Here is a 22150-nt window from a genome sequence, read left to right as displayed (position 1 = left end):
CAGCGCCGTTGGCGTACTGCCCTGGCGCTGGCAGTGACGGTCAGCCTGGCGGGCTGCAGTTCGCTGCTGTTCTACCCGGAGCCGGGACTGCCGTTCACGCCTGCCAAGGCGGGCCTGGCCTACGAAGACGTTACGCTGACAGCTGCCGATGGTACGCGTCTGCACGGCTGGTGGTTGCCGGCCAAGCCCGGTGTCGAGGTCAAGGGCACGGTGCTGCATTTGCATGGCAACGGCGGCAACCTGGCTTGGCACCTGGGCGGCAGTTGGTGGCTGCCCGAGCAGGGCTATCAGGTGCTGATGCTCGACTACCGCGGCTATGGATTGTCCGAGGGCTCGCCGCGGCTGCCACAGATCTATCAGGACATCGACAGCGCCTTTGCCTGGCTGCAGGCGCGTACGCAGGTACGCGACAAGCCGTTGGTGCTGCTTGGGCAAAGCCTGGGTGGAGCGATGGCCGTGCACTACCTGGCCGAGCATCCGCAGCAGCGTCAGCGCCTCAAGGCGCTCGTCCTGGACGGCGTGCCCGCCAGCTACAGGGCTGTGGGTCGTTATGCCTTGAGCACTTCCTGGGTGACCTGGCCGTTGCAGGTGCCGTTGTCCTGGTGGGTGCCCGACGGCGACAGTGCCATCGCCTCCATCGAACAACTGAAAGGCACGCCCATGCTGCTCTTCCAGAGCATCGACGATCCGATCGTGCCGCTGGACAACGCGCTGCAACTGTACCGACAGGCGCCATTGCCAAGGGTATTGCAACTGACCCGCGGCGGCCATGTGCAAACCTTCGCCGACCCCACCTGGCGTCAGGTCATGCTGCGCTACCTTGACGACCCGCAGCATTTCAACGGCCTTCGCCGTCTTGGCGAGATACCCAACTATCCCACGCCTGCCGAACCCACGCCCGCAGCGCACAAATGAAAACGCCCCGGTGATCACTCACCGGGGCGTTTATTTACAGCGGGTGGATCAACGCATGGACGAGCGCGGGGCCACTGGCTGGTTGTCGTTGGAAATGGTCACTTCCACACGACGGTTCTGGGCGCGGCCCGAGTTGCTGGTGTTGTCGGCAACTGGGTATTCCTTGCCATAGCCTTGAGCGACGATGCGCGAAGGCTCGACGCCGGCGCGGACCAGGGCGGCCATCACGGAGTTGGCGCGGCGCTCGGACAGGCTCTGGTTGTAGGCAGCCGAACCAGTGCTGTCGGTGTAGCCTTCAACGATGACCTTGCGATCAGCGTTTTCCTGAAGGAACTGGGCCAGCTTGGCGATGTTGGGGAACGCGGACGACTTCAGCTCAGCCTTGTTCAGATCGAACAGCACGTCACCGAAGGTCACCAGGGTACCGCGGTCAGTCTGCTTGGCGTTCAGGCTGTCCTGAAGCTTCTTGATCTGAGCGTCGCGGGCATCCAGGCGAGCCTGAGCACGCTGGGCAGCAGCACCTTTGAGGGTTTCCTCGGCGCTGCGCAGAGCGATGGTCTGCTTGGCCACTTCAACGCGCTGGTTGGTCAGGTAGGCCAGTTGGTCGACTTTGGCGCGGTCGGCGTCGTCGCGGTAGGCCTTGTCAGCCTTGTCCAGCCATTCCGAAGCGTCTTTGGTTTCCAGCGCAGCCAGCTGTACCGACTTGGGGTTGGTCTGCAAGGAAGAGAAATTGGTCCGCGCCTGTTCCAGGTTCGGGTTAGGCGGGGTGGAGCAAGCTGCCAGGCCAACGCTGAGAGCCAACAGGGCAGGAACCATCAATTGTTTACGCATAGTCTTCATCCTTTATTCGAGTTCAAGTCGCGATGGGCAGCTTACTGAGCGCTGCGCATGCTTTCTTCACGCAGGTCCTGGACACCCTGCTTGGCGTCTTGTACGGCCTTGGCCGCTTTGCCAGCCTGCGCCTTGCGCTCGGCCAGACGTGCGTCCCACTCGGCCTGTTCGGCGAGGACCTTGGCTTTCTCGTAGTTCTTGTCGTGCATGGCGATTTCAGCCTGCTTGAACTTGTCCTGCGCAGCCTTCATTTCCACAGCGGCGTATTCGGTACCGCCAGCGCTCACCGCGCTGTTCACGGCCGATTGAGTCACGGCGTACTGCTCGGTTGGAGGCTTGCCGGCGCAGCCAGCCAGGACGAAGGTAGTGCCCAGTGCGAGGGCAGCCAGTTTCAGCCCGCGCAGAGGGTTGGACGAGGTTTTGGCAGTACGGGTATTCATGGCTTTCAACTCCATTGGATAGCTCCTGAAAAACATCAAAATCCATGACAGTCGAACGTTTCACGCGCCTGGATAAAGCCCGGCGACTAGCACACGCCGCTGGCTGTAATGGTTAAACGTTGGGACACAAGGCAATTTTGAATAGTTCAGAAATTTGTCCGAATGGGCGAGTTTTTTCTGACGCCGCTGGTTTGTCACGTAGATGCGCCGGTCGGCGATCCGACAAGGCGCATCAGGTAGCGACTGGTGATGAATTGAACGCCAAGCTCTGTGTGAAAAGCCTTGATACTCGGTGATGCTGCGTTGTGCACAGCCTCGGAATGCTCATTTACCACCCGTAAACTCCGCTTCCTCGGCTGTCTTCGCCTTGCCTGACCTTCGTCTCAGGACTTTTCACACAGACCCTAGGACTCGGTGGCCAGCTGCGTTGTAAAGCTTGCCACCGCACCTACCACGCGCTTCGCGCCGTCCTGAATCTCGGTAATGACGGTACCTGCCTGATTGGCCAGTTGCAGGCCGGATTCGGCTTTGTGCCTGCCGGCGCCGATGGTTTCCACCGCGTCGGTGGCAAGCTTCTGGTTCTGCCTGACGACGCCCTCGATCTCGGCGGTGGCTTGCGTCGTTCGTGAAGCCAGCTGGCGAACCTCATCGGCCACCACTGCAAAACCACGGCCCTGTTCACCCGCGCGTGCGGCCTCGATGGCGGCGTTCAGCGCCAGCAGATTGGTTTGTGCGGCGATACCGCTGATGGTCTTGATGATGTTGGAAATCACCTGGCTCTGCTCGTCCAGCGCCTCGATGCCTTCGGCCGCACTTTGCATGTGATGGGCGAGGTCCGTCATCACCTTGACCGTGTCTCGCACGACTTCGGCTCCGCGCAGGGCCGTTTCATCGGTGCGCACCGACGTGTCGTACGCCACCGTGGCGGCTTCGGCGATGGCGATCTCGCGTTCCACCATCTCGGTGATGACGGTCGCGACCTTCACGACCTTGTAGACATTGGCGTTGCCATCGCGAACCGGGTTGTAGGAAGCCTCGAGCCACACCGTGCGACCATGGCTATCTACACGCTCGAAGCGCTCGGCGACGAACTCCCCGCGACGCAGACGCTCCCAGAACGCTTGATAATCCCGCGAATTCGCGATTTCGCCGCTGCAGAACATGCGGTGATGCTTGCCCTTGATCTGCTCCAGGCCGTAGCCCATCGCCTGCAGAAACAGGTCGTTGGCGGTCAGCACATGGCCGTCGAGGTCGAACTCGATGACCGCGGTGGAGCGCAACAGCGCCTGGATGAAGTTCTCGTGTGCCCGAGAGGTTTCGATGGTGTTGGTCAGGTCGCTGGCATAGCACGAGAACTTGACCAGCCTGCCATCGGTGGAATGCACGGGGTGCATGATGACGCGCAGCCAGGTCTCGCCGCCGTCCTTGCGCAACAGCCGCCAGGCCCCGCAGAAGTGTTCTCCCTGGCGTATGGCGGTACGCACGCGTTCGTGGTGCTTGTCCTTCTGCACATGCTCGGCAACCAGGCTTTCCAGAGGTTTGCCCACCAGCTCGTCGTTGCGATACTGAAGCACGGCCTCGAAGTTGGCGTTCACCCCCAGAATGCATCCCTGGGGGTCGAGCCTGAGGTGGATGGTTTCCTCGTCCAGGCCTTGGCGGATCTGTCGCACGATCGCCACCTCCTCACGCAGGGCGGCCATTTCGTTTTTCAGGCGTTTGAAGAAGAACATGGCACAGGCCTCGAGAAGGGAAGGGCATGTAAAACTATCGACAGCCTCCATGGTTACTTAAGGCCGCAACCTCCCAGCGGTAGGTTGAAACGATTAAGCGCAAAAACCCGGCGCGCCGGCCGGGTTTATTCTGGTTTCTTTTTCCAGGGTTCGAAAATCAACGCATCGACGCGCGCGACCTGACCGGCTGGTTGTCATTGGAAATGGTCACTTCGACCCGACGGTTCTGGGCACGACCCGAAGCGTCGCCGTTACTGGCCACCGGATAAGACATGCCCAGGCCTTGCGCGACGATGCGTTCCGGGCTCACACCTGCGCGTACCAGCTGAACCAGAACGGCATTGGCGCGGCGCTGCGAGAGGGTCTGATTGAAGGATGCAGAACCGGTGCTGTCGGTGTGTCCCTCGACGATTACCTTGCGGGCCGGGTTGTCGCGCAGAAATTGCGCCAGACGGGCGATGTTGTCGTAGGCGCCAGGGCGCAGTTCGGCCTGGCCGGTTTCGAACAGCACGTCACCGAAGGTCACCAGGCTGCCGCGTTCGGTTTGCTGCACGGCCATCGCTTCAGCCGCAGGTTGTTTGGCGTTGAGGCTTTCCTGGAGCTTCTTGATCTGCGCATCGCGTGCTTCCAGGCGGGCCTGGGCACGCAATGCGGCGACACCTTGGATCGCCTGTTCGGCCGTACGCAGTTCGATGGTCTGCCGGGCCAACTCGATACGCTGACGGGCCAGATAAGCCAGGTGATCCACCTGATCATCGGCCTCGCTCGCACGCGCAGCCTTTTCGGCGCGCTCCAGCCACTGGGCCGCATCCTTGGTTTCCAGCGCGGCCAACTGGACCGATTTGGGATTGCCTTGCAGGTCGGCGAAGCTGGCCTGGGCCTGCACCAGTTGCGGGTTGGGGGTTTTGGAACAGGCAGCCAGCAGCACGACCAGCGCCGACAGGGCGGGGAACTTGAATTGAGTGTTCACGGTGATTTCCTGAATCTAGAAAAAGAAACGCGGGGTCGGGGTCAGGAAGCGGCGCGCAGACCTTCCTCGCGCAGATCCTGAACGCCTTGACGGGCGTCTTCGACGGCGCGGCGGGCCTTGGCGGCCTGAGCCTTGCGCTCGGCAACCCGGGCGTCCCATTCGGCCTGCTCGGCCAAGCGGCGTGCCTGCTCGTAGTGTTTGCCGTGCAAGGCCAGTTCGGCGCTCTTGAGTTTGTCCTGGGCGGACTTCATTTCGACGGCGGCGAACTCGGTACCGCCGGCGCTGACCGCAGCATTGACCGCCGATTGGGTGACAGCGTATTGCTCGACCGGCGCTACACCGGCGCAGCCTGTCAGGACGGCACCCGCGGCAAGGCTCAAGAGGGCTGTTTTCAAAGGGCCGTAAGACGACCGTACGCTGGATGTATTCACGCGATAGTGCTCCATTGAACAGCGATTGATTGCTTCGTCCGCTTTGCGCGGCACGCCGACTCGGGCCAGTTGCCGCGGCGAACTGCGGACAGATCGATGGCCATGTCCTGGCTCTTCTTTGCCCGAGTCTACAATCGCTTTTGAGCACTATCCTATTGATTTGTATTATTTTAACCTGAAATATCAAGGTTTTTTTCAGGCCATCTGACGGGGTGGATTCTGCATGTAGGAGTTTTCGCAAACTCCTCGATCCACAGTCAATGTGCGCTGTCGTCCACAGCGTTTTTCAGACGCTGCAGGTGTTCACGTGACAGCGCCAGAAAGCGTGGCGTCGGGCCGATGTCTTCATACAGAGGATCGCCTTCCTCGTCGGTGGCGATGACCTTGGTCCCCTTGACGTAGGGAAAGCTGCCCTCGAGCTCTTCGAGTGCCGCCCCGATCAGCTCGCCGAGCAGTTCCTGAGCGTGGTGCTTGGGGTACATCTGGGTCAGCGCCGCCAGGCGCGCTGCCGACTCCATGTCCAGGTGAATGTTGATACCGGTGTCGGTCAGGCGACCCTTGGCGTTCTGTTCCCAATGCTCGGCCAGCTCGTGAATCTTCATAAACACCTCTCGCGCAGGTTGTTCACGCCCCGCTCCACCACGCTTGTCAGCCTCGGCTTGGCTGGGGCACTCTCTACTGCAGATCAGCTGCATAGATGAGTTGTAGAGCCATTTTTCCCGTGCTTGTTCAGTGGCCCAGGCGATCCAATCACACGCCGCGCCGGGCTGGCTGGACGGGCAAACCGTTTCCAAGCCACGGAGAATGCCGATGTCCGATATCGATCTGCGCCTGCGCGAAGACGTGCACCTGCTCGGCGAATTGCTGGGCAATACCATTCGTGAGCAGTACGGCGATGCCTTTCTGGAAAAGATCGAGCGCATTCGTCGTGGCGCCAAGGCGGACCGTCGACGGGATCCGACCGGTGATGCGGTCAGTGCCGAACTGAGGTCCAGCCTGGACGACCTCGGCGAGGAAGAACTGCTGCCCGTGGCCCGCGCGTTCAACCAGTTTCTCAACCTGGCCAATATCTGCGAACAATACCAGCTCATCCGTCGCCGCGACGAAGGCCAGCCCGAGCCCTTCGAAAACCTCGCACTAAGCGAGTTGCTGGAAAGGCTCACGGCTGCCGGTCATCGTCCCGAAGCACTGGCGCAGCAATTGGGGGCGCTGGATATCGAACTGGTGTTGACCGCACATCCAACTGAAGTGGCGCGTCGCACCTTGATCCAGAAATACGACGCCATCGCCGCACAACTGGCCTTGCACGACCACCGCGACCTCACCAGCGCCGAGCGCAACGCAGTGCGTGAGCGACTGCAGCGATTGATCGCCGAGGCGTGGCATACAGAGGAGATCCGCCGCACCCGGCCGACGCCGGTGGATGAGGCCAAGTGGGGCTTTGCGGTCATCGAGAACTCGCTCTGGCAGGCGGTGCCCAGTCATCTGCGCAGGGTCGACGCCGCGTTGCACGCCGCCACCGGGCAACGTCTGCCGTTGAGCGCGGCACCGATCCGCTTCGCCTCGTGGATGGGCGGCGACCGCGATGGCAATCCGAACGTCACGGCCAAGGTCACCCGCGAAGTGCTGTTGCTGGCCCGCTGGATGGCGGCCGATCTGTTTCTGCGCGATGTCGATCAGTTGGCCGCCGATCTGTCCATGCAACAGGCCAGTGCGCCGCTCATGGCGCAGGCGCCCGACAGCAGCGAACCCTATCGCACCGTGTTGAAGCAGTTGCGCGATCGCTTGCGCGCCACGCGCAACTGGGCTCAGGCATCACTGCCGGGCGATCAGCCGGCCGACGACCAGGTGCTGCAGGACAATCGCGAACTGATCGAGCCGCTGCAGCTGTGCTTCGACTCGCTGCATGCGTGCGGCATGGGCGTGATCGCCGATGGGCCGTTGCTCGACTGCCTGCGCCGCGCCGTGACTTTTGGCCTGTTCCTTGTGCGCCTCGATGTGCGTCAGGATTCGACCCGCCATCGCAGTGCGCTGAGCGAGATCACCGAATACCTGGGACTGGGTCGCTATGACGACTGGGACGAGGATGAGCGAATCGAATTCCTCGTGCGCGAACTGGCCAATCGCAGGCCGCTGCTGCCCACCTGTTTCGAACCCAGCGAGGACACTGCCGAAGTGCTGGCCACGTGCCGGGAAGTGGCGGCAGCCCCGGCCGCATCGCTGGGCTCCTACGTGATTTCCATGGCCGGCGCCGCTTCCGACGTGCTCGCGGTGCAGCTTCTGCTCAAGGAGTCCGGGCTACGCCGAGCGATGCGCGTGGTGCCGCTGTTCGAAACCCTGGCCGACCTCGACAATGCCGGGCCGGTGCTCGAACGCCTGCTGCAGTTGCCGGACTACCGCAGCCGTCTGCAAGGCCCGCAGGAAGTGATGATCGGCTACTCCGATTCGGCCAAGGACGCCGGGACCACGGCGGCCGCCTGGGCGCAGTACCGGGCGCAGGAAACCCTGGTGAATATCTGCCAGGCCCATGGTGTCGAGCTGTTGCTGTTCCACGGTCGCGGCGGCACCGTGGGCCGGGGTGGCGGTCCGGCCCATGCGGCCATCTTGTCGCAGCCACCGGGCTCGGTGGCCGGGCGCTTCCGCACCACCGAGCAGGGTGAAATGATCCGTTTCAAATTTGGCCTGCCGGACATCGCCGAGCAGAATCTCAACCTCTATGTAGCCGCGGTGCTGGAAGCCACCTTGCTGCCGCCGCCCTTGCCCGAGCCTGCCTGGCGCACGGTCATGGACCAGCTGGCGGGGCAGGGCGTCAAGGCGTACCGGCAGGTGGTGCGCGAGCATCCGCACTTCGTCGAGTACTTCCGCCAGGCCACGCCCGAACAGGAACTGGGCCGGTTGCCCTTGGGCAGCCGGCCGGCCAAGCGTCGGCAGGGCGGGATCGAGAGCCTGCGGGCCATCCCGTGGATCTTCGGCTGGACCCAGACACGGCTGATGCTGCCCGCCTGGTTGGGATGGGAAGCAGCTTTAGGCGCAGCGCTGAAACAGGGTGAAGGCGAACGACTGGCTTCGATGCGCGCGCAGTGGCCGTTCTTCCGCACGCGTATCGACATGCTCGAAATGGTGCTGGCCAAGGCCGATGCGGAAATTGCCGCGTTGTATGACCTGCGTCTGGTCGAGCCTGGCCTGCAGCCGTTGGGTGCGGAGCTGCGCGACCTATTGTCGCATTGTTGCGCGGCGGTACTGGCATTGACCGGCCAGACCCACCTGCTCGCCCACAGCCCGACGACGCTGGAGTTCTTCCGTCTGCGCAACACCTATCTGGATCCGCTGCACCTGCTGCAGGCTGAGTTGCTGGCGCGTTCGCGCACGCGGGAAGCGGCACTCGACAGCCCTCTGGAACAGGCGTTGCTGGTGACCGTGGCCGGTATCGCCGCTGGGTTGCGCAATACCGGCTGACCCAGGCGGTCGATGGGTACGACCTGCCCGTGCCTGGGCAGCTGTGACCCAGGGTGCAACCGATTGGCGGTGGCACCCGGTGCAACCCGTGCCAGGCAGCCTCTGCGGGGGCAGGTGCCTGCGACTTTCGGTGGCTTGTGTGCCCCGTGCACGCTGTGTATCTTGATCAGCCTTTGGCCGTTCCGCGGCCATCATTTTTTTTGGGAAGGGCTTCTGCCGTCAGCGCGGCGGAAGCAGATCTGACGACTATCTATAAAAATCGAGAGGAGCACATCGATGCGCGTGATTCTGCTGGGAGCTCCCGGGGCCGGTAAAGGTACTCAGGCAAAATTCATCACCGAAAAATTCGGTATCCCGCAAATTTCCACCGGCGACATGCTCCGCGCTGCCGTCAAGGCCGGTACCGAATTGGGCGTCATGGCCAAGAGCGTCATGGACAGCGGCGGCCTGGTGTCCGACGACCTGATCATTGCCCTGGTGAAGGAGCGCATTGCCCAGCCCGATTGCGCCAGCGGCTTCTTGTTCGATGGTTTCCCGCGCACCATTCCCCAGGCCGAAGCCCTGGTCACCAACGGCGTGGAGCTCGATCACGTGCTCGAGATCGCCGTCGATGACGAAGAGATCGTCCAGCGTATCGCGGGTCGTCGTGTCCACGAAGCCTCGGGCCGCGTCTACCACACCGTCTACAATCCGCCGCGCGAAGAAGGCAAGGATGACGTGACCGGTGACGCGCTGGTGCAGCGCAAGGACGACACAGAAGAAACCGTGCGCCATCGCCTTTCGGTCTACCACTCGCAGACCAAGCCGCTGGTGGCCTTCTACCGCGAGCTGTCGGCCGCGCAGGGCAAGCCCAAGTGCAGCCACGTCGAAGGCGTGGGCTCGGTGAACGACATCACCGCCAAGGTGCTTGCTGCACTGAGCTGAGTGAAAGGCGTCGATACCTCTTGTGTCGGCCACTGCCTTGCCATGAACGGCCCGCTTGCGGGCCGTAGTTGTCTATAATCGCTTTTTTCCCATACCCATTGCCTGGACCCTTTCGATGACCACCCTGCTGGCCCTGGACACTGCCACTGAAGCCTGCTCCGTCGCCTTGCTGCATGACGGCAAGGTGTCGAGCCACTATGAAGTGATCCCGCGCCTGCACGCGCAGAAGCTGCTGCCCATGATCAAGACCCTCCTGGCCGAGGCGGGCGTGGCGCTGACGGCGGTCGATGCGATCGCGTTTGGCCGCGGGCCGGGCGCGTTCACCGGTGTGCGCATTGCGGTAGGGGTGGTCCAGGGCCTGGCGTTCGGCCTGGATCGGCCGGTCCTGCCGGTGTCCAACCTGGCCTTGCTGGCTCAACGCGCCTGGCGCGAGAACGGTGTGAGTCAGGTTGCGGCTGCCATCGATGCGCGCATGGACGAGGTGTACTGGGGTTGTTATCAGGAGCACGCTGGGGAAATGCGCCTGCAGGGCGAGGAAGGGGTGTTTGCGCCCGAACGGGCCCAGCTACCGGCCCAGGCCACGGGAGAGTGGTTCGGTGCAGGCACCGGCTGGACCTATGCCGAGCGGATCGCCGTTGCGACCGTGGGGCGCGACGCCGACCTGCTGCCCCATGCCCAGGACCTGCTGGAGCTGGCCCGCTTCGCCTGGGCGCGCGGTGAAGGACTGCCTGCCGATGGCGCCCAGCCGGTTTACCTGCGCGACAACGTCGCCACCCCGAAAAAGTCGCTTTTGTAGTACGCTTTGTCGGCGTTCACGCCTGTAGTGCGCATTTCATCGGCAGAATCTGCCATAAAGATAAAACTTTGTCGCAATGTGTGGTCTAGTGATCACCTGAGTCGCAGCCTGACCGGCGCCGGCTTCTTTCGAAGATCGAGTGAACCTGATGCGTATCGATGGTGTTTCCTCCCAGCCTTACCCGATCAAGCGCAAGCCGCTTGCGGATAAAGCGCGGGTGCAGGATGCCGTCGACGATATCGAAGGCGAATTCGAAGCTCCTGCGCAACCTACCCCCCAGCGCTCCCGCGCTCGGGGCGCCAGTCTTCCTGCACGCCAGCAGGACATGATCTTCCCTCGTTCGATGAGCCGCCGCGCCGCTGACGCCTTGGGCATGTACCTGAGCACCCAGGGCTTCGTCGAGTGGGATAACGAGGTGCTGGGCCTGGACGTGCATATCTGACTGTGCCCAGCCTGCCTTATTTCATTGGTTGTCCTTCATGGAGTGAAAACGCCTGGCGCGGTGATTTCTACCCGCACGATGCGCGTCCGCCCGATTTCCTCTCCCTGTACGCCCAACTGTTCAATGCCGTGGAGGGCAACACCACCTTCTACGCACGCCCTGCGCCCAGTACCGTGGAACGCTGGGCCGCAAGCATGCCGTCGGACTTCCGCTTCACCGCAAAACTGCCCCGCGACATCAGCCACGGCGGTGACCTGCGCGAGCAGTTGGGCGCTGCGGAGGATTTCTGCCGCTTGCTCGATCCACTGGGTGAACGAGTGGCGCCGCTGTGGTTGCAATTGCCGGCGTCATTCGCGCCTTGGCGACTGCCGGAGCTGATGGGCTTCATCGACATCCTGCAACGGCCGATTGCCGTGGAAGTGCGCCACGGCGCATTTTTCGCCCGTGGCGACGAGGAGCGTCTGCTCAACAACCTGCTGCGCGAGCGCAATGTCGAGCGTATCTGCCTGGACCCGCGGGCCTTGTTCAGCTGCATCTCGGACGCACCCGCCGTGCTTCATGCTCAATCCAAGAAGCCCCGTGTGCCTCCACGTCCGACCGCTTTCAGCAACAGCCCGCAGGTACGCTTCATCGGTCATCCGCAGGTGCAGGCCAACGAGCCGTTCCTGACGCCCTGGGTCGAGAAGATCGCCGGCTGGATCGAGGAGGGGCGCACCCCCTACATCTTTCTGCACACGGCCGACAATCTGTTCGCCCCAGCCCTGGCCCGGCGTTTCCACGAGCGTCTGATGGAACGTTTGCCGGGGCTGCCGGCCTTAAGGGAACTGCCTCCGCAGCCCCAGGCAGCGCAGCTCGGCCTGCTCTGACCGGGTAATGCGGCGGTTCCCTGCAGCCATGCCGAGCCGAGGCCGATGTGTCGAGATTGCTGATCATCCTGTTGCTGCTGGCCGCAGCCCCGGTTGCCGTATGGCGAGGCTGGATAGAGGTGCCCGACCGGTGGAATCCATGGGCGCCACTGGACATCGCCGAGCCGGTGAATTTTCTGACGCGCTACAAGCTCAGTCGGTTGCAAAGTGATCCCAAGCTTTGTGTGCAGGCTCTGGCCACGTCTACCGTGCGCTACAGCCAGCAGGCCAACAGTCCGGCCGATGCCAAGTGTCCGTTGGTGAATGTGCTGCGCGTGCAGGGCAGCGAGGTCAGGTTGAGCAGCAGCTTCCTGGCGACCTGTCCGGTCGCCGTGGCGTTCGCGATGTTCGAGCGTCAGGCCTTGCAGCCGGCTGCGCAAGCCACCTTCGGCCAAGCGGTGACGCAGGTGGATCATCTGGGCAGCTTCGCCTGCCGCAATGTCTACGGTCGCAGCGAAGGGCGCCTGAGCCAGCACGCCAGCGCCAACGCGCTGGACATCGCCGGTTTTCGCCTAGCCGATGGCCGGCGCATAAGCGTTCTAAAGGACTGGCCCGGCGACAGTGCCAACGCGCGCTTCCTGCGCGAAGTCCGCGATGGGGCGTGCAAGCATTTCAACACCGTGTTGGGGCCCGATTATAACGCTGCCCACCGCAACCATTTTCACCTTGATATGGGACGCTGGAGCGTGTGTCGTTGATCTGTGTTCATTTCCGACCACCGCGCTGATCCCGGACGCGGCTCGCGCCGCTGCTACAGGGGATATGGCTTGGACGCGGGAATGGTGCGACGTCTGGTGGTGCACGCGGTGTAACTGGATGAACCCGGCGCCGGTTAAACCGCTTGAAGCGTGTTGTTCAGCACAACCGTGCCTCTGTAGCAACGGCGCGAGCCGCGTCGGCGGTGCATGCGGTGTAACTGGATGAACCCGGCGTCGGTCAAACTGCTTGACGGGTATTGTTCAGCACAATAGGGCGCATCCAGCTCAGGTCCAGCGCCAATGCATGGCATTGCTCGTCGAGGGTCGTCTGCGCGAGCGGCTCCGACGTCCGGGCTAACTGCCAATCCAGTTCGGCGATCGGCAGGTGCAACGCTCGGGGGGCAGGGGCCGGGCCTGGGTTGGATGCCTCGAGTCCAGGGCTCAGCACCAGCGGCCGAACCCAACGGCTGTCGAACGCCAGGTGAGCCTGCTGCGCCAGCATGTCTTCTTCGGGCAATGGCTCGGCGGCCTTGTCCAGCAGGGTCAGGTCCAGCTCGGCCTTGGGCAGGAACAGCGGCTCGGGTGGCTTTACTTCGGTTTCGCGCACATCGCACAAGCGTTGCATGAGAATGTGCGCCAGAATCTCGCTCCCGGCGCTGGGCTCGGTCGCCGATTCGCTGGCCCCTGCTGCAGGTTCCTGCCCTTGAGCTTGCCCCTCGCCCTGTTCGGTCAAAGCCTGTGCAAAGAAGTCCTGCCACAGCGCACTCGCAGCCCCCAGAGTCTGGATGTTGTGCTGGCTGAAGTCGCCGGTGGGCGAAATGTAACCTGGCGCTGTGGAATTGATGACGGACATGGCACTCGGTACGCTTGGGCTCTGGCAAAATGCCTGGCAAAGTTCTTATCGGCGGCATACGCCGATCTTTTAGCCTTCGGATACAGGAATCTTCAGTGGAGCAGCAAGCAGGTGGTCGCATCCAGGTTCAGGCGCAGAACGAGGCCTGCGAATCGCAGGCCGAACGGTGGGCAAAACGCCTGGAGCTGCCTCGCCACTTAGCCGACGCCGATTTCACCCTGGAGCTCGGCGACAGCGGCCTGCAATTGCAGCAACTGGGCGCGGACGCACCTGGCCCCGTGCGGGTGGATTTCGTCGAAGGTGCCGTGGCCCATCGGCGGCTGTACGGCGGCGGCAGTGGCCAGATGATTGCCAAGGCGGTGGGTGTACAACCCGGCGTGCGACCGCGAGTACTGGATGCCACGGCAGGTCTGGGCAAGGATGCATTCGTGCTGGCCAGCCTGGGCTGCGACATGAGCCTGGTGGAGCGTCAGCCGATCATCGCCGCGTTGCTCGAAGATGGCCTGGACCGCGCCCGGAATGACCCGGAGGTGGGTGCCATCGTCGCACGGATGCGGCTGCTCACGGGTAACTCGATCGAGGTCATGCAGCAGTGGCAGGGTGATGCGCCCCAGGTGATCTACCTGGATCCGATGTTTCCCCATCGGGAAAAGAGCGCGCTGGTAAAAAAGGAAATGCGTCTTTTCCGTCCGCTGGTGGGCGACGACATGGATGCACCAGCCCTGCTGGCCGCCGCCCTTGCGTTGGCCACCCACCGAGTGGTGGTCAAGCGACCGCGCAAGGCACCGTGCATCGAGGGCGTCAAACCCAGCCATGCCCTGGAAGGTAAATCCAGTCGCTACGATATCTACCCGAAGAAAGCGCTCAAACCAGCGTGAGAATTAGCCTTGTGCTGTAGGCATCGGCGAACTTCCGTACCCGTGGGCGCGTAGGAACGGTCCTGATTTTTTCCGTGCCGGTTTTAGCCCGGCACGCTCAAATAGAATCAAGTCTCATTTGTAATGAGGCTGTATACATGTACCGTTCTACAGGAGTTTGCACGTTGCCCCGCCGTTCGGCGCTGGGCCTGGCGTTGATCGGTTGCGCTGCGAGCGTCAATGCCCATGAGGGGCATGAAGTGATGGAGCTGGACAAACTGAGCGTGACGGGCAAGCAGGCCGCGCCGCCCTATCAGGTCCAGCGTTCGGCCTCGGCCAAGTACGCCGTGCCGTTGCTCGACGTGCCGCAGACGGTCACTGTGGTCCCGCGTCAGGTTCTGCGCGAACAGAACGCCTTGGGCCTGCGCCGGGCGCTGTCCAATATCTCCGGGATTTCCTTCAATGCGGGCGAGGGCGGCGGGGGCTCGGGTGACAGCATCAATATCCGTGGCTTCAGCGCCAACGCCAATCTGCAGATCGATGGCCTGCGCGATTCTGCCCAGACCCGCCGCAGCGACCTGTTCAACCTGGAACAGGTCGAGGTCATCAAGGGGCCCAGCTCGGTGTTCGGCGGCGCCGGCACTACCGGTGGCGCCATCAACCTGATCACCAAGCTGCCGCTCGCCGACAGCTTCACCGAACTGGGCGCAGGTGTCGGCACCGATCGCTATCGCCGCCTGACCCTCGATACCAACCAGCAACTGCACGACCTCGGCGACGGTACCCTGTTTCGCCTGAACCTCATGGCCCACGAGAACCAGGTGCCGGGCCGCGACCGTATCGAACAGCAACGCTGGGGCCTGGCGCCTTCGCTGACCTTCGGGCACGGCAGCGATACGCGCCTGACCCTCAGCTATTTCCACCAGAGCGATGACAACCTCCCCGACTACGGCGTGCCCGCTCGCGATGGCAAGCGTCCGCCTGGAGTCAAGACCAGCCACTACTACGGCTGGCGCAACCTGGACCGGGAGCGAGCCGACACCGACAGCCTGACGGTGAAATACGAGCACGACATCAACCCGGACTGGACCGTGCAGAACCTGACGCGACTTAGCCAGGTCGACCGCGATACCACCGTGTCCGCTTCCCACGTCAAAATCGCCAAGCTCCCGGCAGGCCGCTACCTGCCGGCCGGGCCGCAGGCCTATCGACGCGATGTGCACACCCGCCTGGCCATGAATCAGACCAGCCTTACCGGCCACTTCGATACCTTCGGCCTGGGCCATACCCTGGTGGTCGGTGCCGAGCTGTCGCGCGAAACCTACGACCGCAAGGCCTCGGGTTATGACGTGGAGTCCTTTTATCCTGCGAACGGCTACGACCTGGCCAACCCACCGGGCTACTGGAGCGGGCCGAAGGTCAAGTCGCCCACCAGTGTGGCGCATAACAGCATGGAGGATCGGGCGCTGTACGTGTTCGACACCCTGGCCCTGGACGAGCAGTGGGATCTCAGCCTGGGCCTGCGTTACGACCACATGCGCGCAGAGGCCAATAGTCGGGCTTCGAGCGGGGTTCGTGCACAGGCCGGCTCCACCGAGGGCGTCTTCAGTCAACGCGCCGGCCTGGTCTACAAGCCCACCGAAAACGGCCGCTTCTACGTGGCCTACGGCACCTCGTTCAACCCCTCCGCCGAAAACCTGCTCACCTCCGGCGGCGGGTTGTCCGAAAGCACCCACAGCTTGGAACCCGAACAGGGCAAAACCTGGGAACTGGGGACCAAGTGGCAGTTGTTCGATGAGCGCCTGCAACTCGAAGGCGCCTTGTTCCGGGTGGTCAAGGACAACGTTCGCGAGCGTTTGAGCGACGGCACCAGCCTGCTGGCGGGCAAGCAGCGGGTGCAGGGTTTGGAGTTGGCTGCGACCGGTAAGCTGACCGAGCAGTGGCACGTGTTTGCCAACTACACCTTGCAGAACAGCGAGACGCTCAAGTCGGTAGCTTCGCCCAAGCGTGTCGGGCAGGCGCTGAGCAATACCGCCCCGCGTTCCTTCAACCTGTGGACTGCCTACGAGCTTCCAGGCGACATTACCCTGGCCTACGGAGTGCGCCACGTCGGCAAGCGCAACCTCACTTCTCAGGACCAAGCCAAACTCGATGCCTATTGGGTGCACGATGCCATGCTGGGCTACCAGGCCTCTGACAACCTCGAACTGCAGCTGAACCTGAGCAACCTGACCGACAAGAAGTACGTCGAGCGGGTGCGTACGGTCATCGGCAGCGACAGTCGCTCTTCTGCAGTGGAATATGGGGACGGTCGCGCGGCGGTGCTGAGCAGCATCTATCGGTTCTGAACACCGCCGCTTTGTCGGTTACCGCGCAGCGGCGTCCATGCGGATGCGCAACGGCTGTTCATCCTTGCCATCCAGCGTCACACCGTGGTGCTGGGTGCTGATGAACAACAGGTGCCCATCGGCGTCGACTCGGGCACTCACGGCATAACGATGACCCGGTTTGACTTGAGCCGGGTCGTATTCCAGCTTGAACGGCAGCGGTACCTGGCCTGTGATCGGGCCGCTTTGCCGGGCCAGGGCCACGGCAGGCGCGTCCGCAATAGACACGTCCTGCAGGCTCACGGTCAAGACCGCCGAAGGTGGCAAGGCGATGCGCTGCAGATAGAACGCTTCCCCTTCCAGGGTGGCTTTGCTGGCAGGCTGCAGGCTGCTGCAGGCACCGATGAGGGCACTGAGTACGATCAGTGAAAGGCGTTTCATAAGCTATCTCCGTTTACATATTTGAGCCGTCAGGCAAAAGCATAGGCAATGACCGCCGCCGATTACAGGCCGTTGGCGGCTTCCTCGCTGCGGTGCAGCGCGACTTGACGGATCGACAAGCGAATTTCCGCCGGCAACACCCGTTTGGCGGCCCCCTCGGCCAGTTCGTCGAGCAGCGGGTGGTGGCTCAACTTGCCTTGGGCATCACGGCGCAGCACTTCCTGGTCGAGAAGGGTCTGGATGAAATGGCGGAACAGGCTCTTGTCGAAAAACTCCGGTGCGTTCAGGCCATGCAGAATCGACAGGCGCTGGGCCATGGTCGTGCACAGGTCTTCCAGCTCCTCGGCGCTGAGGGTGTTCTGGCCGGCGTTGAGCAACAGGGCGATCGCCATGTAGAAGCGTTGCAAGGTCTGGGCGATGGCCCGCGACAACAGGGTCAGCAGCACGAACTGCCGCGAGCTGGGCGCGGGGCGCAGGTACACGCCGTTCTCCAGGCGCAGCAAGCCTTGCTCGACCAGGGCCTGCAGCCATTGGTCGATCACCTCGTCGAGTTGCTCGTCGTTCCAGCGGATGAACAGTTCGGCCTGCAGATAGGGGTACAGCGCATGGGCGTAACGCAGGATCTGTTCGCGGGTCATGCGCGAGGTGCTCTGGAAGAAGCTGGCCAGCAGCGCGGGCAGGGCGAAGATATGCAGCACGTTGTTGCGGTAATAGGTCATCAGCACTGCGTGCTGTTCGTCCAGGTACAGGATCCTGCCCAGGGCATCGCGCTGTTCGGACAGCAGCTTCATGTCCTGGACATGGGCGATCAGGCTGCGGGCGTCGCCTTCGGGCACGGTGGTGTGAGGCGAGTAGGGCACTTTGCGCAGTAGCGTCAGGTACAGGTCGAGCACCCGTTCCATGGCGCCTTCGTCCAGCGCCAGTTTGCTGGTCGAGAGCAGTGCCAGCGCCACCAGGTTCACCGGGTTGATCGCCGCGGCCTCGTTCATGTGACGCGCTACACGGATGCCCAGGCGGTGTGTGGTTTCGTTCAGCCAGTCGGGTTTGAACTGCGGTGCCAGTTCCTGCTCGCGCCAGCCAGGCTGCTGCTCGTCGAGAAAGGCGTGGAGTTTGATCGGCTCGCCGAAGTTGACCGCCACCTGGCCAAAACGCTGCTTGAGCGCGCCGATGACCTTGAACACGTCCAGGATCGATTCTTTTTTCTTGGTCGCGCCACGCAGCTCGCCCAAATAGGTACGACCTTCCAGCACACGCTCGTAGCCGATGTAGACCGGCACGAAAACGATCGGCATGCGCGAGGAGCGCAAGTAGCTGCGCAGGGTGATGGCGAGCATGCCAGTCTTGGGCTGCAGCATGCGCCCGGTGCGCGAGCGGCCGCCCTCGACGAAATACTCCACCGGGAAACCCTTGGTGAACAGGGTGTGCAGGTATTCGTTGAACACCGCGCTGTACAGCGGGTTGCCCTTGAAGGTACGGCGCATGAAAAACGCGCCGCCACGGCGCAGCAGGCTGCCGATCACCGGCATGTTGAGGTTGATGCCGGCAGCGATGTGGGGCGGGGTCAGGCCGTTCTTGAACAGCAGGTAGGACAGCAGCAGGTAGTCGATGTGGCTGCGGTGGCAGGGTACATAGATGACCTCGTTGCCGCGCGCAACGTCCTTCACGCCATCGATGTTGTTGACCTTGATGCCGTCGTAGATCTTGTTCCAGAACCAGCTGAGCACCACCTCCAGAAAACGGATAGCCGTGTAGGTGTAGTCCGAGGCGATTTCATTGCCATAGTGCAGCGCGCGGGCCTCGGCCTTTTCCAGCGTGATGTGTTCGCGCTCGGCTTCCTCGGCGATGGCCTGGCGCACCAGGGGATCGCGTACCAGGCCTTTGACCAGATGACGGCGATGAGAAATGTCGGGACCGATGACGGAGGTCTTCAGGTTGCGGAAGTGCACCCGCAGGATGCGCTGGGCCATGCGCACCGTCCGCTCGTGGCCCTTGTTCTGCTGCACCAGTTCGGCCAGATGGATCGGCTCGGAAAACTGCACGCGGGTCTTGCGCCCTAGAATCAGGATGCTGACCAGTTTGCGCAAACGCCCGGTGACCGCCCAGCTGTCGGCGAACAGCAGCTTCCAGGGGCTGGACTCGCTGGCGGGCGATTGCCCCCAGAACACGCTGACCGGAATGATCTGCGCATCTTCGCCGGCGTTCTGTGCCAGCGCCGTGACCAGCCGGGCCAGGGTGGGCGGGGCGCCGCGTTTGTCCTGGCGACCCAGCCAGTCCGGGTCCGGGGTGAGATAGAACACCGCCGTGGGTTCCATGAGGTCGCCGATGGTCACGGGCAGTACCGGACGGGGCAGGCCGGCCTTGGTGCATTCGCGGTCAACCACGGCAAGGTCGGTCAGCGAGGGCGACTGCAAGGCGTACAGCACTGGCCGGCTGCGATCCAGATTCAGGGTGAACGAAGACTGGTTGATGGTTTCGGAACGAACCCACAGGTACAGCAAGCGGCGCAAGGTGCCGAACACGAGGCGGTGCAGAGGTGAGCGGGTCATAGGCCAGGGCTTGGGGGAAAACGCTACTTTACCGGGTTTTGCTGAGGTAAGGGATGCAGGGTGGCAGCGAATATCTGCGTATGGCTACTGGCCCTTTCGCGGCCACTGGCCGCTCCTACAAGATTTTGCCTGGCATACCAGCAGCAATTTCGAATGGCTTAGTAGGAGAGGTCAGTGGCCGCGAAAAAGCCACATCGTGTCAGCCGGTACGCCAGGTAATCTCTTCTTCACCGTCTTCGCTGATACGAATCCAGCGGTCGGCGTGCTCTTCGCCTTCTTCTTCCACCCAACTGCCCGGCGCGCAGCGCACCTCGACATTGAGTGCCGCGAAGGCCGCGCGGGCGCAGGCGATGTCGTCGTCCCAAGGGGTCTTGTCGCTTTCCAGGTACAGGCTGTTCCACTTGCCGACCGCCTTGGGCAGCCAGGTCACCGGCACGTTGCCCGCGCGGCATTTCCAGGTCTGGCCCTTCTGCTGCCAGTCGCTGCAAGGGCCCAGGGCTTCGCCGAGCCAGGCGGCGATGGCCTTGTGGTTGACGTCGGCGTCCTTGAGGTAAATCTCGATATCGGGTTGGCGCATGGGTAGGCTCGCTCAGTCTTGACGCACAAAATAATCGTAACGCATGGATACCGTGACCACGAGCGGTCGCGGCTGTTCGATCACCGCAGCACGGCGCTCGGCGCTGGCGCGCCAGCCGTGGGGCGTCATCGCCAGCAGGTTGGCACGCGATTGCGCGTCGATCAGCTTGAGCTTGAAGGTCAGGGTTTCGTGGTGTGCGTGCTGCATGCCTTCGGGCACCTGCAGCAGGTGCTTGTCGTCGACGTAGTCGCGTACCTCGTCGTAGAGCTGCTCGCGCAGTTCCATCAAATGGCCGCTGGTGGGCCCCACACGCATCAGGCCGCCGCCGGTGGCCAGCAGGCGCTTGGCCTCGGTCCAGTCCAGCGGGCTGAATACGCTGGTCAGGAATTGGCAGCTGGCGTCGGCCAGCGGTACGCGCGCCATGCTGGCGACCAGCCAATGCACGGACGGCGCGCGCTTGCAGGCGCGCTTGACCGCCTCGCGGGAGATGTCCAGCGCATAGCCATCGGCGCGGGGCAGCGCCTGGGCGATCTGTTCGGTGTAGTAGCCTTCGCCGCAGCCGATGTCCAACCAGCGTCGTGGCCAGCGTTCGGCGGCAAGTTCGGCCAGGCGCTGGGCCACGGGCGCATAGTGCCCCTCGTTGAGGAAGTCGCGGCGAGCCTCGACCATGGCCTGGTTGTCGCCCGGGTCACGGCTGTTCTTGTGCTGCACCGGCAGCAGGTTCAGGTAGCCCTGGCGCGCGCGATCGAAGCGATGACCGCTGGGGCAGACCATGCCGTTGTCGGCGTTGGCCAGCATGGCAGTGCAGAGGGGGCAGGTGAGCATCAGGCGAGCAACTCGACGAGGGTCTGGTAGTAGATCTCGGTCAGCACATCGAGGTCGCTGGCCAGGATGCGTTCGTTGACCTGGTGGATCGTGGCATTGACCGGGCCCAGCTCGACCACCTGGGTGCCCAGGGTGGCGATGAAGCGCCCGTCGGACGTGCCGCCGCTGGTCGAGGCCTGGGTCTCGCGGCCGGTGACGTTCTTGATGCTGGACGCCACCGCATCCAGCAAGGCCCCAGGTTCGGTCAGGAACGGCAGGCCGGACAGCGCCCAGTCGATGTGCCAGTCCAGGCCATGCTTATCGAGAATCGCAGCCACGCGTTGTTGCAAGCCTTCGACGGTGGACTCGGTGGAGAAACGGAAGTTGAACACCGCCGTCAGGTCACCGGGAATGACGTTGGTGGCGCCGGTGCCGCTGTTGAGGTTGGACACCTGGAAACTGGTCGGCGGGAAGAAGGCATTGCCGTCGTCCCAGTGCTCGGCGGCCAGTTCGGCCAGGGCTGGCGCGGCCAGATGAATCGGGTTGCGGGCCAGGTGCGGATACGCCACATGGCCCTGCACGCCGCGAACGGTCAAGGTGGCGCCCAGCGAACCGCGACGGCCGTTCTTCACCACATCGCCCACCAGGGTGGTGCTCGATGGCTCCCCAACGATGCACCAGTCCAGACGTTCGTTGCGGGCAGCCAGGCGCTCGACCACCGCCTTGGTGCCATGGTGGGCCGGGCCTTCTTCGTCGCTGGTGATCAGGAAGGCGACCGAACCCCGGTGATCCGGGTGATCGGCGACGAAACGTTCCGCCGCGACCAGCATGGCCGCCAGGCTGCCTTTCATGTCTGCGGCGCCGCGGCCGTGGAGCATGCCCTGCTCGTCGATGACCGCGTCGAATGGGGCGATCTGCCAGGCCTGCGTCGGTCCGGTCGGCACCACGTCGGTGTGGCCGGCGAAGCACAGGACCGGGCCGTCCTGAGAGCCATGGGTCGCCCAGAAGTTGTCCACGTCCTCGATGCGCATCGGCTCCAGCTTGAAACCGGCCTGGCCCAGGCGCTGCATCATCAGTTTCTGGCAATCGGCGTCCAGAGGGGTGACCGAAGGGCGGCGGATCAGATCACAGGCGAGCTGCAGCGTGGGCGATAGGTCGGCGGCGGCCGTCATGGAAACTCCGAGAACTGGGGGGTGTGTAGAGGGCC

General features: G+C 63.2%; 20 protein-coding genes and 2 pseudogenes. 9 read left to right on the top strand and 13 right to left on the bottom strand.

Translation table 11 applies throughout. The features are described 5' to 3' along the window. The first annotated feature begins 21 nt into the window (after positions 1–21). Positions 22–915, top strand: coding sequence for an alpha/beta hydrolase (locus BLV18_RS16355; protein WP_090362353.1), 894 nt, complete (start codon positions 22–24; stop codon positions 913–915). A 48-nt stretch (positions 916–963) separates the two neighbouring features. On the opposite strand, the gene lptF is transcribed toward BLV18_RS16355, so the two are convergent. From lptF to BLV18_RS16325, 7 genes and pseudogenes are all read right to left on the bottom strand, one after another. Continuing rightward, positions 964–1746 (bottom strand): lipotoxin F family OmpA-related lipoprotein LptF, encoded by a 783-nt coding sequence (gene lptF / locus BLV18_RS16350; protein WP_049861295.1) that lies wholly within the window; start codon positions 1744–1746, stop codon positions 964–966. Between the two features lie 41 nt (positions 1747–1787). Then, a complete protein-coding gene (locus BLV18_RS16345) occupies positions 1788–2201 on the bottom strand; it encodes a DUF4398 domain-containing protein (protein ID WP_090360067.1) in 414 nt (137 codons plus the stop codon). Between the two features lie 389 nt (positions 2202–2590). Continuing rightward, positions 2591–3034, bottom strand: a pseudogene (locus BLV18_RS22790) (methyl-accepting chemotaxis protein); the annotation flags it as partial. Positions 3035–3142: 108 nt separating this feature from the next. After that, positions 3143–3886: pseudogene (locus BLV18_RS22785) on the bottom strand (PAS domain-containing protein); the annotation flags it as partial. A gap of 187 nt (positions 3887–4073) precedes the next feature. Continuing rightward, a complete protein-coding gene (locus BLV18_RS16335) occupies positions 4074–4886 on the bottom strand; it encodes an OmpA family protein (RefSeq protein ID WP_090360062.1) in 813 nt (270 codons plus the stop codon). Between the two features lie 41 nt (positions 4887–4927). After that, positions 4928–5332: a DUF4398 domain-containing protein gene (locus tag BLV18_RS16330; protein WP_090360060.1), complete on the bottom strand. Its 405-nt coding sequence runs from the start codon at positions 5330–5332 to the stop codon at positions 4928–4930. A 242-nt stretch (positions 5333–5574) separates the two neighbouring features. Continuing rightward, on the bottom strand, positions 5575–5919 hold the full coding sequence (locus BLV18_RS16325; RefSeq protein WP_090360057.1) for a pilin assembly protein: 345 nt from the start codon (positions 5917–5919) through the stop codon (positions 5575–5577). Positions 5920–6127: 208 nt separating this feature from the next. On the opposite strand from BLV18_RS16325, the gene ppc reads away from it, so the two are divergent. The 6 genes from ppc (at position 6128) to BLV18_RS16295 (ending at position 12538) form a co-directional block, all read left to right on the top strand. Next, a complete protein-coding gene (ppc, locus tag BLV18_RS16320) occupies positions 6128–8773 on the top strand; it encodes a phosphoenolpyruvate carboxylase (RefSeq protein WP_090360054.1) in 2646 nt (881 codons plus the stop codon). A gap of 276 nt (positions 8774–9049) precedes the next feature. Continuing rightward, on the top strand, positions 9050–9697 hold the full coding sequence (gene adk, locus BLV18_RS16315) for an adenylate kinase (protein ID WP_056844232.1): 648 nt from the start codon (positions 9050–9052) through the stop codon (positions 9695–9697). A gap of 115 nt (positions 9698–9812) precedes the next feature. Continuing rightward, entirely contained in the window at positions 9813–10493 is a 681-nt protein-coding gene (tsaB, locus tag BLV18_RS16310) for a tRNA (adenosine(37)-N6)-threonylcarbamoyltransferase complex dimerization subunit type 1 TsaB (RefSeq protein WP_090360052.1), read from the top strand. 148 nt (positions 10494–10641) lie between these two features. Next, on the top strand, positions 10642–10935 hold the full coding sequence (locus tag BLV18_RS16305; protein ID WP_090360049.1) for a hypothetical protein: 294 nt from the start codon (positions 10642–10644) through the stop codon (positions 10933–10935). After that, the gene (locus tag BLV18_RS16300; protein ID WP_208598895.1) at positions 10932–11801 is read left to right on the top strand and encodes a DUF72 domain-containing protein; all 870 of its coding nucleotides are present in this window, start codon (positions 10932–10934) and stop codon (positions 11799–11801) included. The genes BLV18_RS16305 and BLV18_RS16300 overlap by 4 nt, the downstream gene beginning before the upstream one ends. A gap of 47 nt (positions 11802–11848) precedes the next feature. Beyond that, positions 11849–12538 (top strand): extensin-like domain-containing protein, encoded by a 690-nt coding sequence (locus tag BLV18_RS16295; RefSeq protein ID WP_090360042.1) that lies wholly within the window; start codon positions 11849–11851, stop codon positions 12536–12538. A 238-nt stretch (positions 12539–12776) separates the two neighbouring features. Here the strand turns inward: BLV18_RS16295 and BLV18_RS16290 are convergent, their stop codons facing one another. Continuing rightward, entirely contained in the window at positions 12777–13391 is a 615-nt protein-coding gene (locus tag BLV18_RS16290) for a hypothetical protein (RefSeq protein WP_090360039.1), read from the bottom strand. Positions 13392–13486: 95 nt separating this feature from the next. On the opposite strand from BLV18_RS16290, the gene BLV18_RS16285 reads away from it, so the two are divergent. Beyond that, positions 13487–14269, top strand: coding sequence for a class I SAM-dependent methyltransferase (locus BLV18_RS16285; RefSeq protein WP_244156878.1), 783 nt, complete (start codon positions 13487–13489; stop codon positions 14267–14269). A 137-nt stretch (positions 14270–14406) separates the two neighbouring features. Next, the gene (locus BLV18_RS16280; RefSeq protein ID WP_090360031.1) at positions 14407–16596 is read left to right on the top strand and encodes a TonB-dependent receptor; all 2190 of its coding nucleotides are present in this window, start codon (positions 14407–14409) and stop codon (positions 16594–16596) included. 18 nt (positions 16597–16614) lie between these two features. Here BLV18_RS16280 and BLV18_RS16275 read toward each other — a convergent pair whose 3' ends face one another. The 5 genes from BLV18_RS16275 to dapE all read right to left on the bottom strand — a co-directional run bounded on the left by BLV18_RS16275 (position 16615) and on the right by dapE (position 22115). Further along, positions 16615–17016 (bottom strand): YbaY family lipoprotein, encoded by a 402-nt coding sequence (locus BLV18_RS16275; protein WP_090360028.1) that lies wholly within the window; start codon positions 17014–17016, stop codon positions 16615–16617. Positions 17017–17078: 62 nt separating this feature from the next. Then, positions 17079–19562, bottom strand: a complete 2484-nt coding sequence (gene plsB, locus BLV18_RS16270; protein ID WP_090360026.1) for a glycerol-3-phosphate 1-O-acyltransferase PlsB — start codon at positions 19560–19562, stop codon at positions 17079–17081. A gap of 199 nt (positions 19563–19761) precedes the next feature. Continuing rightward, the gene (locus BLV18_RS16265) at positions 19762–20139 is read right to left on the bottom strand and encodes a hypothetical protein (protein WP_090360023.1); all 378 of its coding nucleotides are present in this window, start codon (positions 20137–20139) and stop codon (positions 19762–19764) included. 12 nt (positions 20140–20151) lie between these two features. Next, complete coding sequence (locus BLV18_RS16260; protein ID WP_090360019.1) at positions 20152–20964, bottom strand: putative RNA methyltransferase; 813 nt, start codon at positions 20962–20964, stop codon at positions 20152–20154. After that, positions 20964–22115, bottom strand: a complete 1152-nt coding sequence (dapE, locus tag BLV18_RS16255; protein WP_090360016.1) for a succinyl-diaminopimelate desuccinylase — start codon at positions 22113–22115, stop codon at positions 20964–20966. Before dapE ends, BLV18_RS16260 begins: the two co-directional genes overlap by 1 nt. Positions 22116–22150 lie beyond the last annotated feature (35 nt).

It is taken from the genome of Pseudomonas coleopterorum, from assembly GCF_900105555.1.
In the GTDB taxonomy this organism is placed as follows: domain Bacteria; phylum Pseudomonadota; class Gammaproteobacteria; order Pseudomonadales; family Pseudomonadaceae; genus Aquipseudomonas; species Aquipseudomonas coleopterorum.
This window is presented reverse-complemented; position numbering and strand designations above follow the sequence as displayed.